Here is an 11997-nt window from a genome sequence, read left to right on the forward strand (position 1 = left end):
TCGTTTGCGACAGGGTGGCGGGCGGGGATGTGCGGAATGGCAGGTGGTGGAGGGCGAAATCTGGCGCAGATTTCGTGACGCTTTCTGACGCAGAAAGCGGGGGGAAAACGGTAGGTTCAGGGTGCAGCAGGAGGGGGGCGGAATTTGCGTCAAATTCCGCCGCGTTTTCTGCGTCAGAAAACGCCTAGTCGGTGCCGCGGAAGGGTTGGACGTATTGCAGCGCCATGTCCCAGGGGAAGAAGATCCAGGTGTCCTGGCTGACCTCGGTCACATAGGTATCGACCTGCGGCTTGCCGTGGGGCTTGGCATAGACGGTGGCGCAATGCGCCTTGGGATAAAGGCTGCGGATCAGTTCCAGGGTCCGTCCGCTATCGACGAGGTCATCGACGATCAGGATGCCCGACCCGTCGCCCATCAGTTCGGCCTGCGGGGCCTTCACGATCTGCGCCTCGCGCCGCTGGTCCTGCGCGCCGCCGCCGGAGTGGTAGGATTTGACGCTGATCGTATCGACGACGCGGATATCCAGTTCGCGGCTGACGATCATCGCGGGGACGAGGCCGCCGCGCGTGATGCCGACCACGGCCTTCCAGGTGCCGCCCTCGCCCGGCCCCTTGCCATCCAGCCGCCAGGCCAGCGCGCGGGCGTCCCGGTGGATCTGGTCCCAACTGACATGGAAGCCCTTTTCATGCGGCAGGCGTTCGGCAGACATGGGCAACTCCCTTTCAGGTGGCGGCGATCTTGATCCCCAGCAGGGCGAGCAGGCCGCCGAAGCTGCGGTCGATCAGGGTTTTGAGGCTGATATAGCGGGCGCGGGTGCGATCGAGGCTGAAGATGCGGGCGACGAGGCTGTTCCAGAGCGTTTCCGCCGTGAAGATCAGGGCGAGCAGCGCCAGATAGACCCAGAGCGGCGTGCCTTGCGGCACGGTGCCGAGGAAGATGGCGGAAAACATCACGGCGGGCTTGGGGTTCGCCAGTTGCGTGAAGAGGCCGAGCCGGAAGGCCGAGAGGGCGGAACGGGGCAGGGGGCGGCTGTCTTCGGTGATGAGCGGGGTCTTGGCATCGCGCCAGAGGCCAACGGCCATCCAGATCAGATAGGCCGCGCCGCCCAGTTTGAGCGCCCAGAGCAGGGCGGGGGCGGCGGCGAAGAGAAGGTTGAGGCCGAACATCGCCGCCGAGGCCCAGACCACCGCCCCTGCGCCGATGCCCATGGCCAGCATCAGCCCCGTGCGGAAGCCTTCGGTCAGGCCGGTGCGGGCGGACATCAGCACGGCGGGGCCGGGCGAGACGGCGGCGAAGATCACGAGGCCCGCGAAGGCGAGGAAGGCCGCGAGGGTCATTCCTTGCCGTTCCGGCCCGTCACCGCGTCGATATCGGGGGCGTCCACCGCCTTCATGCCGACAACGTGATAGCCAGCATCGACATGCAGGTTTTCGCCCGTGGTGCCCGATCCGAGGTCGGAGAGGAGGTAGAGCGCGGCCTTGCCCACCTCTTCCTGCGTGACATTCCGGCGCAGGGGGGAGTTCAATTCGTTCCACTTCATGATGTAGCGGAAATCGCCGATGCCGGAGGCGGCGAGCGTCTTGATGGGACCGGCGGAGATGGCGTTCACGCGGATGCCGTCCTTGCCGAGGTCTTCGGCGATGTATTTGACGCTGGATTCCAGCGCGGCCTTGGCCAGACCCATCACGTTGTAATGCGGCATGACCTTTTCGGCGCCGTAATAGGTGAGGGTGAGGAGAGAGCCGCCTTCGGGCATCATCGCCGCCGCGCGCTGGCAGACGGCGGTGAAGGAATAGACGGAAATATCCATCGTCATCAGGAAGTTGGCGCGGGTCGTATCGACATAGCGGCCGCGGAGTTCGTTCTTGTCGGAGAAGCCGATGGCATGAACGAGAAAGTCGATCTGTCCCCATTCGGCCTTGAGTCCGGCGAAGAGGGCATCCATCGACTCTTCCGAGGCGACGTCGCATTCGAAGAGGAGCGGCGTGCCGATGGAGGCGGCCAGCGGTTCGACACGCTTTTTCAGCGCCTCGCCCTGGTAGGAGAAGGCCATCTGCGCGCCATGGTCGGCGAGTGTCTTGGCGATGCCCCAGGCGATGGATTTGTCATTGGCGAGCCCCATGATGAGGCCGCGCTTTCCTGCCATAAGTCCGGTTGACATTGCCTGTCCCTCGCCCACCCTTTGTGTCGAGGTTGACGTGTAGGCGATCATCGGGGCTGCTTCAAGGGTGGCCCGTGGCGCGGCGTCGCAGGAAGGCTTTCAGGGACTTGTGATGGACAGAAGTGGAATATTCGCCGGGGATGACCCGTTCTCGATCGCGCGGGCCTGGCTGGCAGAGGCGGAGCCGGTGGAGCCGAACGACCCCAATGCCATCGCGTTGGCCACGGTGGATGCGGCGGGGATGCCGAATGTGCGGATGGTGCTGTTGAAGGATATCGAGGCGGATGCCTTCGTCTTTTACACGAATTACGGATCGAAGAAGGGGCAGGAGATCGCGGCCAGCGGCAAGGCGGCCTTCGTGCTGCACTGGAAGAGCCTGCGGCGGCAGATCCGGGTGCGGGGCGTGACGGAGCGCGAGGAGGGGCCGGCGGCGGATGCCTATTACGCCAGCCGCAGCCTGAAGAGCCGGCTGGGGGCCTGGGCCTCGCGCCAGTCGGAGCCGCTGGACGGGCGGGCGACGCTGATGGCAGAGGTGGCGAAGGTCACGGTGCAGCAGGGGCCGAACCCGGCGCGGCCGCCCTTCTGGGGCGGCATCCGCATCCGGCCGGTCGAGATCGAGTTCTGGGCGGATGGGGCTTTCCGCCTGCATGACCGATTTCGCTGGACGCGGGACTCGGTTCAGGCAGACTGGACGGTGACAAGATTGAACCCGTGAAATTCGCGCTTCGTGAATGAAACTCTTTAGAGAGGTTAAAATTTGCCTCTTGAAACGAGTGCCACATTCACGGCATGACTTGTGAAGGGCTAACTCTGGGGAACGGCTCTCAAAATGACAGAGAATGATAGGCCGGTGCATGAAGTGCATGGCCGTGTAAAGTGGTTCGATCCCGGCAAGGGATTCGGGTTCATCGTCGCCGACGAGGGAGGGGCCGATATCCTGCTGCATGCCAATGTGCTGCGGAATTACGGGCAGAACTCGGTTGCGGATGGTGCGGTGATTTCGGTGAAGGTGCAGATGACGCAGCGGGGCGTGCAGGCGGTGGAGGTGCTGAGCATCGAGCCGCCGCAGGGAATGAGCTTCCCGCTGGGTGATGAAAGCGCGCCCGCCGACCCCGAGGAGATCGCGCAACTGCCGCTGGAACCGGCGCGGGTGAAATGGTTCGACAAGGCGAAGGGCTTTGGCTTTGCCAATGTCTTCGGTCGGCCCGAGGACGTGTTCATTCATATCGAGGTGTTGCGTGTGTCCGGCTTTGCCGACCTTCAGGCGGGCGAGGCGATCTGCCTGCGCATCGTCGAGGGCAAGCGGGGACGGATGGCGGTTCAGGTGGTGTCTTGGGAAGCGGCAACGCGTCAAACGGGCTGATTGCGGCGCTGAGCGCGCTGGCGGTGCTGCTGCCGGGGCTGGCCGCGGCGGCTTGCGCGCCGGAGACGGTGGAAGTGCGCGGCCCGGCGGGCATGGCGCGCTTTACCGTGGATGTTGCGGATGACGGGGCGGAGCGGGCGCAGGGGCTGATGTTCCGCGAGTCGATGCCCGCCTCGGCAGGGATGCTCTTTGTCTATGAGGCGCCGCAGCGGGCCTCGTTCTGGATGAAGAACACGCTGATCCCGCTGGACATGATCTTTGCCGACGAGACGGGGCGCGTGACGCGGGTGCATGAGAATGCGGTTCCCCATGACACGACGCCGATCGACGGCGGCGATGCGGTGCGCTTTGTTCTGGAAATCAACGGCGGGCTGGCGGCGCGCATGGGCATAGCGGCGGGGGCGGAACTGCGCCATCCCGCGATCCCGCAGGAAACGGCGGCCTGGCCCTGCGAGTGACGCTTCCCGGCTTTCCATCCCCGGACGGAGCGGGTATGGAGGGCGCGTTCGGGGCGTGGCGCAGTCTGGTAGCGCGACGGTTTTGGGTACCGTAGGTCGTAGGTTCGAATCCTATCGCCCCGACCAGTTTTCCCTTTAGCAGCGACGCCCTGCGGTCCGAAGCGGCCTCTGTTTCCCTGAGCGCATGGCCGGGGTGGCGCGGGCCTCGGGGCTGGCGGTCAGGCGATCATGCCGCGCAGCCGGTCGCGGACCGACAGAAGCCTGTCGAGGAAACGGTCGGCGAGGTCGTCCACCGTCATGGCAGTGGCGGCAGTGCCGACATTCAGCGCGGCCACCACCTTGCCCCGCGCATTCAGCAGCGGCACGGCGAGGGAGCGGAGGCCAAGCTCCACCTCCTGGTCGATCAGGGCATGGCCCTGAAGGCGGACGGTGGCGATGCAGTCGGCGATGCGGTCGGGATCGGTGAGTGTCCGGGGGGTGCGGGCCGGCAAAGGATGCGGGCCGAGGATGCGCCGCATCTCCGGTTCCGGGAGCGCGGCGAGCAGGACGCGGCCCATGCTGGTGCAATAGGCGGGCAGACGCGAGCCGGGCATGAGCGCGATGGACATGATCCTGCGCTGGGCCGCGCGGGCGACATAGACGATTTCCGCCCCGTCGAGGATGGAGACGGAGGTGCTTTCGCCGATCTCTTCCGACAGGGCATCAAGCGCGGGCTGGACGATCTGCGGCAGCGGCATGGAGGCGAGACAGGCGGTGCCGAGGCGCAGGATGCGCGGGGTGAGGGTGAAGAACTTGCCGTCCCAGTCGGCATAGCCGTGATGGGCCAACGTCAGCAGGCAGCGGCGCGCGGTGGCGCGGTCAAGGCCGGTTGCGGCGGCGACTTCGGTGATCGACTGGCGCGGGTGATCGAGGCTGAAGCTTTCGATCACGGCAAGGCCCTTGGCGAGGCCGGTCATGGTGTCGCGGTCGGTGATCGGCATGGCCTGCCTTTTTGTGCGATATGTGAACAAGTGCAGCATATCGCACAAGTGGGATGGACGGAAGGGGGCGCGCCTCGCTATGGCTGATGGGGGGGCGCGGCGGTATGGGCCGCGCGGTGAAGGGGGTGCGGCGATGGACAAGACGCTTCGTGATCCGGCCAGCGCGGTGGCGGGGATCGCCGACGGGATGGTTGTGATGATCGGCGGATTCGGCGGGTCGGGTGCGCCGATCGAACTGATCCATGCGCTGATCGACCGGTTTCTTGCGACGGGGCATCCGCGCGACCTGACGGTGGTCAACAACAATGCCGGGAATGGGCATGTGGGCCTTGCCGCGCTGATCGAGGCGGGGATGGTGCGGAAGCTGATCTGTTCCTTCCCGCGCTCGGCCGATCCGGTGGTCTTCACTGAGCGCTATCTGGCCGGGCAGATCGAGCTGGAACTGGTGCCGCAGGGCACGCTGGCCGAGCGTATCCGGGCGGGCGGGGCGGGGATCCCCGCCTTCTACACCCCCACGAGTTTTGGCACCGATCTGGCGGCGGGCAAGCCGGTGGAGGTGTTCGAGGGGCGGTCCTATGTGCGGGAACGCTGGCTGAAGGCGGATTACGCGCTGGTCAAGGCGCATCTGGGCGACCGGCTGGGCAATCTGACGTATCGGATGGCGGCGCGGAACTTCAACCCGCTGATGTGCATGGCGGCGGCGACGACCATCGTGCAGGTGAGCCGGATCGTGGAGCCGGGCGGGATCGACCCCGAGGCCGTCATCACCCCCGGCATCTTCGTGCAGGGGGTGGTGGAGGTGCCGGACCCCGCGCAGGAGGAGGTGCTGAACCGCGCCAATGCCCGTTACCCGGAGGTGGCCGAATGACCGCGAAACTGACCCCCACGCAGATCGCCTGGCGCGCGGCGCAGGACATCGCGGATGGCGCCTATGTCAATCTGGGAATCGGTTTCCCGGAGATGGTGGCGAAGTTCCAGCCGCCCGGGCGGGAGGCGATCTTTCATACCGAGAATGGCATCCTGGGCTTTGGCGAGGCGCCGCCGGCGGGGGAAGAGGATTGGGACCTGATCAATGCCGGGAAGAAGGCAGTGACGATCAAGCCCGGGACGGCCTTCTTCCACCATGCGGACAGTTTCGCCATGGTGCGGGGCGGGCATCTGGATGTCGCGATCCTGGGCGCCTATGAGGTGGCCGAGACGGGCGATCTGGCGAATTGGTCCACCGGGCCGAAGGGCGTGCCTGCGGTGGGCGGGGCGATGGACCTTGTCCATGGGGCAAAGCGGGTGGCGGTGATCACCGACCATGTGACGAAGGAGGGCCGGCCCAAGCTGGTGCGGCGCTGTTCCCTGCCGCTGACGGGGGTGGGCTGCGTGACGCGGGTCTATTCCAGCCATGCGGTGATCGACATCGAGGGCGGGCGTTTCGTGCTGCGCGAGAAGCTGCCCACGCTTTCGGTAGAGGAATTGCAGGCGATGACGGGGGCGGAGCTTGTGATCCCCGGCCCTGTGGGTGATCTGATCGTGCCGGAGCTTTGACCATGACCCCTGTCTATATCTGCGACTATATCCGCACGCCCATCGGCCGCTTTGGCGGGGCGCTGGCTTCGGTGCGGGCCGATGATCTGGGGGCCGTTCCGCTGCGGGCGCTGATGGCGCGGCAGGCGGTGGTGGATTGGGAGGCGGTGGAAGATGTGATCTTCGGCTGCGCCAATCAGGCGGGCGAGGACAATCGCAACGTGGCGCGGATGTCGGCGCTGCTGGCCGGGCTGCCGGTGGGGGTGACGGGGACGACGATCAACCGGCTCTGCGGATCGGGGATGGATGCGGTGCTGGTGGCGGCGCGCCAGATCGCGGCGGGCGAAGCCGACCTGATGATTGCGGGCGGGGTGGAGTCGATGTCCCGCGCGCCTTTCGTGATGCCCAAGGCCGAGAGCGCCTTTTCCCGCCATGCGGAGATCCATGACACGACCATCGGCTGGCGTTTCGTGAACCCGGCGATGCAGGCGGCCTATGGCACCGATTCCATGCCGCAGACCGGGCAGAACGTGGCCGATGAGCATGGCATCAGCCGCGAGGCGCAGGATGCGATGGCGCTGGCCAGCCAGGCCAAGGCGGCGGCGGCGCAAGGGAATGGGCGGCTGGCGCAAGAGATCGTGCCGGTGACGATCCCTGCCCGGAAGGGCGAGCCGGTGGTGGTGGCGCAGGACGAGCATCCGCGCGCCACGACGTTGGAGGCGCTGGCGAAGCTGCGCCCGCTTTTCGCCAACGGGTCGGTGACGGCGGGCAATTCGAGCGGGGTGAATGACGGGGCGGCGGCGCTGATCCTCGCGTCGGAGGCGGGGGCGCTGCGGCATGGGCTGCGGCCGATCGCGCGTGTGCTGGGTGGGGCGACGGCGGGGGTTCCGCCGCGCGTGATGGGGATCGGGCCTGCGCCCGCCTCGCAGCGGCTGATGGCGCGGCTGGGGCTGGGGGTGGCGGATTTCGACGTGATCGAGCTGAACGAGGCCTTTGCCGCGCAGGGCATTGCCACGCTGCGGCTGCTGGGGATTGCCGATGACGATCCGCGGGTGAACCGCAATGGCGGGGCCATCGCGCTGGGCCATCCGCTGGGCATGTCGGGGGCGCGGATCACCGGGACGGCGGCGCTGGAACTGGCGCTGACGGGGGGGCGGCGGGCGCTGTCCACCATGTGCATCGGGGTGGGACAGGGCATCGCGGTGGCGCTGGAACGGGTCTGAGCCGCGGGGCTGGCCCGTCGCACGGGGTTGCGGAGGCGGCGGAATTTTCCCATCCTGAGCGCCGTGACTGGTGGTTCGGGTGCTGTGGTGCGGGTATTGGTGGTGGGGGCCGGTCTGTCCGGCGCGGTGATCGCGCGGGGGCTGGCCGAGGCGGGTATTGCCTCTGTGGTGCAGGAGGCGCGGGCGCATGTGGCAGGCAATTGCCATACCCGGCGCGATGACGAGACGGGGGTGATGGTCCATGTCTATGGCCCCCATATCTTTCACACCGATGATGACGAGGTCTGGGCCTATGTGAACCGCTTCGCGCGGCTCCGGCCCTATGTGAACCGGGTCAAGGCGGTGGTGGGCGGGGCGGTCTATGCGCTGCCCATCAACCTGCACACGATCAACCAGTTCTTCGGCCGCTGCTTCCGCCCCGAAGAGGCGCGGGCCTTCATCGCCGCGCAGGCCGAGCCGGGGGAGGGCGAGGCGGCGAGTTTCGAGGCGCAGGCGCTGCGGATGGTGGGGCGGCCGCTCTACGAGGCCTTTCTCAAGGGCTATACGGTGAAGCAATGGGGCATCGCGCCGGAGGCCCTTCCGGCGGCGATCCTGAAGCGGCTGCCGCTGCGGTTCAGCTATAACGACAACTATTTCTTCCACCGCCATCAGGGGATGCCGGAAGAGGGCTATACCGCGATGGTGGCGCGGATGCTGGATCATCCGCTGATCGAGGTCCGGCTTTGCGCGCCGTTCCGGGCGGGCGAGGCAGGGGATTGGCGGCATGTCTTCTATTCCGGGCCGCTGGACGGGTTCTTTGGCCATGATCTGGGGCGGCTGGGCTATCGCACGCTGGATTTCGAACGCTTCACGGACCGGGGCGATCATCAGGGCTGCGCGGTGATGAACTATCCGGATGCTTCCATCCCCTGGACGCGGGTGACGGAGCATATGCATTTCGCGCCCTGGGAAAGCCACGAGCGGACGGTGTGCTATCGGGAATATTCGCGGGCCTGCGGGCCGGGGGACACGCCGTTCTACCCGATCCGGCTGGTGGCGGATCAGGCGCTGCTGCGGGCCTATGTGGCGCGGGCGCGGGAGGTGCGGGGGGTGACCTTTGTCGGGCGGTTGGGGACCTATCGCTATCTCGACATGGATGTGACGATCCGCGAGGCGCTGGATGCGGCGCGGGCCTTTCTGCGGGTTGGGGGGGAGATGCCGTCTTTCGTGGTGGACCCGATCTAGCGCGGGGTTGCGGCGCGGGGCGCTTGCTGTAGCCTTCGGCGTCAGGTGGCGCGCGGGGGGCAGAATGGCGTTTCGGACGATGGAATGGTTAAGCGAGGGTCCGGTGCTGCGGCTCCTGGATCAGCGGGTCTTGCCGGAGGTGGTGCGCTATCGCGATCTGGCCACGACAGAGGCGGTGGCGGGGGCGATCCGCGACATGACAGTGCGCGGCGCGCCGGCCATCGGGGTGAGCGCGGCCTTCGGATTGGTGATCGCGGCGCGGCAGGCCGGGGGGGCGAATATGCGCGCGGTGCTGCCAGAGGCGGATGCCGTGCTGCGGGCGGCGCGGCCGACGGCGGTGAACCTGTTCTGGGCGCTGGACCGGATGCGGGCCCTGTGGGTGGCGGGCGCGGATGCGGCGCGGCTGGAGCAGGAGGCGCTGGCCATGGAGGCGGAGGATGTGGCCGTCAATGAGGCCATCGCGGCCCATGCGCGGGCGATCCTGCCGCAGGAGGTGACCTTTTTCCATCATTGCAACACCGGGGCCTTGGCGGCGGTGGGGGTGGGCACGGCGCTGGGCATCATCCGGCGGGCGCATGAGGCGGGGCACACGGTCTTTGCCTATCTCGACGAGACGCGGCCCCGGTTGCAGGGGGCGAAGCTGTCATCCTTCGAGTTGATGGAATATGGCGTACCGCATGCCGTGGTGGTGGATGGCGCCTCGGCCCATATCATGCGCAAGCGCAAGGTCGATATCGCGGTGGTGGGCTGCGACCGGGTGGCGGCCAATGGCGATACGGCGAACAAGATCGGGACTTATAACCTTGCGCTGGCGGCGCAGGACAATGGGGTGCCCTTCTATGTGGCCTGCCCGACCTCGACCATCGACATGGGGACACCGGATGGTGACGGGATCGAGATCGAGGAGCGGGCCGAGGAAGAGGTGCTGGTGGTGAACGGTGGCGGCATTGCGCCCGCAGGGGCGCGCGCCTTCAACCCGGCTTTCGATGTGACGCCCAACCGGCTGATTTCCGGGCTGATTACGGAAAAGGGGATCGTCCGCCCGCCCTTTGATGTGAACCTGCGGGCGCTGTTCGGGGTCTGACTGCTGCGCCGGGATCAGCCGGGCGGGATATCCACGCCGGGCAGGAAGGGCTTGATGTCCAGAAGCGGCGTGCCGTCGAAGGCATCGGTCGCGTCGATCCCGAGGAGCCCGGTTGCCTGATCGACCGACAGCAGGCGCACCACGCCCAGGGCGATGGGATTGGGCCGGGCGGGCGAGCGGAGCGCGAAAGTGCCCGTGGGCGCGGGCTTGTGGCGCGGCGACTGGATGGCGAGGTCGCGGCGGGCGCGGCCTGTCCAGTAGAGCAGGATCAGGGCATCGCCGGGGGCAAGGCCGGTAAGGGCGGGGCGATAGGGGGCGTCGATTTCCAGCCGTGCCGGGGTGGCGCGGGCGCGCGCCTCGGCGATGTTCTTGGGGCAATCCTCGGGCGACCAGGCAGAGCGGATGCGGCCGATAAAGGCCAGCGTCGCGTCGTTCCGGCTGCCGGGATCGGGGGAAAGGCGAAGCTCGCCGGGGCGGAGGGGATCGTCGGGATGGGCCATGGGTGCCTTGGTTGCTGCGCGCCCCGGACTATGGCCGGGGCGCGCCGCAGGGGCAAGGCGGCGGGGAGGCGCGGGGCGCGCGCCGGTCAGGGGGTGAGAAAGCGGCGGAGGTCATCTGCCGTGACCACGCCCATGGCCAGCGCGGTTTCGGGGATGGAAGAGCCGGTTTCCAGCGCCTGCCGCGCGACCTTGGCCGCCTTGGCATAGCCGATGTGCGGCACCAGCATCGTGGCCAGCACGAGGCTGTTTTCCAGGGCCTTTTCGCAGGTATCGGCATTCGCCTCGATCCCCGCGACGCAGCGGGTGGCGAGCGTGTCCATCGCCTGCATCAGGATGCGCATGGATTGCAGGATGTTCAGCAGGATCACCGGTTCGAAGGCGTTGAGCTGCAATTGCCCGGCCTCGGCCGCCATGGTGACGGTCAGGTCATTGCCGATCACCTGAAAGGCGACCTGATTGACAACCTCGGGGATCACCGGGTTCACCTTGCCCGGCATGATCGACGATCCGGCCTGCATGGCGGGCAGGCGGATTTCGGTGAAGCCGGAGCGAGGGCCGGAAGAAAGCAGGCGCAAGTCGTTGCAGATCTTGGAAAGTTTGACCGCGATCCGCTTCAGCGCGCCGGAAAAGGTGACATAGGCGCCGCAATCGGAGGAGGCTTCGATCAGGTCGGAGGCGAGGCGGGCGGGGAGGCCGGAGACCTGCGCGAGTTCCGCGACCGCCGCTTCGGCATAGCCGTCGGGGGTGTTGACGCGGGTGCCGATGGCGGTGCCGCCAAGGTTCACTTCGAGGAGGAGGGTGGAGAGGCGGGTGAGGATGTCGATGTCTTCGCGGATCGTGGTGGCGAAGCCTGCGAATTCCTGGCCCAAGGTCATGGGGACTGCGTCCTGCAACTGTGTCCGGCCGATTTTTCTTATGTGGGAGAAGGCCTTGGCGCGGTCGGTGAAGGCGTCGGCAAGGCGGGATTGGGCGGCGGTCAGGGGGGCGACCTGTGCGACGATGGCAAGGCGCATGGCGGTGGGATAGACGTCATTGGTGGATTGCGAACGGTTGACGTCGTCATTCGGGTGCAGATGGGCGTAATCCCCTGGAAGATAACCCATTTTCATCAGGGCGAGGTTGGCGATCACCTCATTCGCGTTCATGTTGGTGGAGGTGCCGGCGCCGCCCTGGATCATGTCCACGCGGAAGGCATCGTGCCAGCGGCCGGCGATGATCTCGTCGCAGGTTTCTTCGATAACCCGCGATTTTTCAATGGAAATTTCGCCAAGATGCTGGTTGGCGCGGGCGGCGGCCTTCTTGACCCAGGCCAGCGCGCGGATGAATTCGGGGAAATGCGACAGGGGGATGCCGGAAATCGGGAAATTGTGAATCGCCCGTTCGGTGTGGATGCCCCAGAGGCAGGTGCGCGGGAGCGAGAGCGCGCCGAGGCTGTCTTCTTCGCGGCGGAGATCGTGTTGCATGGCCTGTTCCCTGTACTGCGCCCCTG

At 66.9% G+C, this 11997-nt stretch carries 14 protein-coding genes and 1 tRNA gene; 9 read left to right on the forward strand and 6 right to left on the reverse strand.

What is annotated here, in order from left to right:
* Positions 1-184 precede the first annotated feature (184 nt).
* From gpt to fabI, 3 genes are read right to left on the reverse strand one after another with little or no spacing between them, the layout of a single operon-like run.
* Positions 185-709 (reverse strand): xanthine phosphoribosyltransferase, encoded by a 525-nt coding sequence (gene gpt / locus C0V75_RS06210; protein ID WP_101920058.1) that lies wholly within the window; start codon positions 707-709, stop codon positions 185-187.
* 13 nt (positions 710-722) lie between these two features.
* The gene (locus tag C0V75_RS06215; protein ID WP_101920059.1) at positions 723-1337 is read right to left on the reverse strand and encodes a LysE family translocator; all 615 of its coding nucleotides are present in this window, start codon (positions 1335-1337) and stop codon (positions 723-725) included.
* Positions 1334-2161, reverse strand: coding sequence for an enoyl-ACP reductase FabI (gene fabI, locus C0V75_RS06220; protein ID WP_101920060.1), 828 nt, complete (start codon positions 2159-2161; stop codon positions 1334-1336). The genes C0V75_RS06215 and fabI overlap by 4 nt, the downstream gene beginning before the upstream one ends.
* Positions 2162-2273: 112 nt before the next feature.
* Between fabI and pdxH the strand changes: the two genes are divergently transcribed.
* From pdxH to C0V75_RS06240, 4 genes are all read left to right on the forward strand, one after another.
* Positions 2274-2876, forward strand: coding sequence for a pyridoxamine 5'-phosphate oxidase (gene pdxH / locus C0V75_RS06225; protein WP_101920061.1), 603 nt, complete (start codon positions 2274-2276; stop codon positions 2874-2876).
* Between the two features lie 114 nt (positions 2877-2990).
* Entirely contained in the window at positions 2991-3524 is a 534-nt protein-coding gene (locus C0V75_RS06230; RefSeq protein ID WP_101920062.1) for a cold-shock protein, read from the forward strand.
* Positions 3494-3982 carry a DUF192 domain-containing protein gene (locus C0V75_RS06235; RefSeq protein ID WP_371410667.1) on the forward strand — a complete coding sequence of 163 codons (489 nt, stop codon included), beginning with the start codon at positions 3494-3496 and terminating at the stop codon, positions 3980-3982. The genes C0V75_RS06230 and C0V75_RS06235 overlap by 31 nt, the downstream gene beginning before the upstream one ends.
* 49 nt (positions 3983-4031) lie before the next feature.
* Positions 4032-4108 (forward strand) — tRNA-Pro (locus C0V75_RS06240).
* Positions 4109-4200: 92 nt separating this feature from the next.
* Here the strand turns inward: C0V75_RS06240 and C0V75_RS06245 are convergent.
* Positions 4201-4962 carry an IclR family transcriptional regulator gene (locus C0V75_RS06245; protein WP_101920063.1) on the reverse strand — a complete coding sequence of 254 codons (762 nt, stop codon included), beginning with the start codon at positions 4960-4962 and terminating at the stop codon, positions 4201-4203.
* A 133-nt stretch (positions 4963-5095) separates the two neighbouring features.
* Here C0V75_RS06245 and C0V75_RS06250 point away from each other — a divergent pair, with 133 nt between their 5' ends.
* The 5 genes from C0V75_RS06250 to mtnA all read left to right on the forward strand — a co-directional run bounded on the left by C0V75_RS06250 (position 5096) and on the right by mtnA (position 10008).
* Positions 5096-5830: a 3-oxoacid CoA-transferase subunit A gene (locus tag C0V75_RS06250; protein ID WP_101920064.1), complete on the forward strand. Its 735-nt coding sequence runs from the start codon at positions 5096-5098 to the stop codon at positions 5828-5830.
* Positions 5827-6498, forward strand: a complete 672-nt coding sequence (locus C0V75_RS06255) for a 3-oxoacid CoA-transferase subunit B (protein ID WP_101920065.1) — start codon at positions 5827-5829, stop codon at positions 6496-6498. Before C0V75_RS06250 ends, C0V75_RS06255 begins: the two co-directional genes overlap by 4 nt.
* 2 nt (positions 6499-6500) lie before the next feature.
* Positions 6501-7700, forward strand: coding sequence for a 3-oxoadipyl-CoA thiolase (pcaF, locus tag C0V75_RS06260; RefSeq protein ID WP_101920066.1), 1200 nt, complete (start codon positions 6501-6503; stop codon positions 7698-7700).
* Between the two features lie 63 nt (positions 7701-7763).
* Complete coding sequence (locus C0V75_RS06265; RefSeq protein ID WP_371410668.1) at positions 7764-8924, forward strand: UDP-galactopyranose mutase; 1161 nt, start codon at positions 7764-7766, stop codon at positions 8922-8924.
* A 64-nt stretch (positions 8925-8988) separates the two neighbouring features.
* Positions 8989-10008, forward strand: a complete 1020-nt coding sequence (gene mtnA, locus C0V75_RS06270) for an S-methyl-5-thioribose-1-phosphate isomerase (RefSeq protein WP_101920067.1) — start codon at positions 8989-8991, stop codon at positions 10006-10008.
* 14 nt (positions 10009-10022) lie between these two features.
* Here the strand turns inward: mtnA and C0V75_RS06275 are convergent, their stop codons facing one another.
* Together C0V75_RS06275 and C0V75_RS06280 are read right to left on the reverse strand one after the other, a co-directional pair.
* Complete coding sequence (locus tag C0V75_RS06275) at positions 10023-10508, reverse strand: TrmO family methyltransferase (RefSeq protein ID WP_101920068.1); 486 nt, start codon at positions 10506-10508, stop codon at positions 10023-10025.
* An 86-nt stretch (positions 10509-10594) separates the two neighbouring features.
* A complete protein-coding gene (locus C0V75_RS06280; protein ID WP_101920069.1) occupies positions 10595-11971 on the reverse strand; it encodes an aspartate ammonia-lyase in 1377 nt (458 codons plus the stop codon).
* Positions 11972-11997: the final 26 nt, after the last annotated feature.

This window comes from Tabrizicola sp. TH137, from assembly GCF_002855575.1.
In the GTDB taxonomy this organism is placed as follows: Bacteria; Pseudomonadota; Alphaproteobacteria; order Rhodobacterales; family Rhodobacteraceae; genus Paragemmobacter.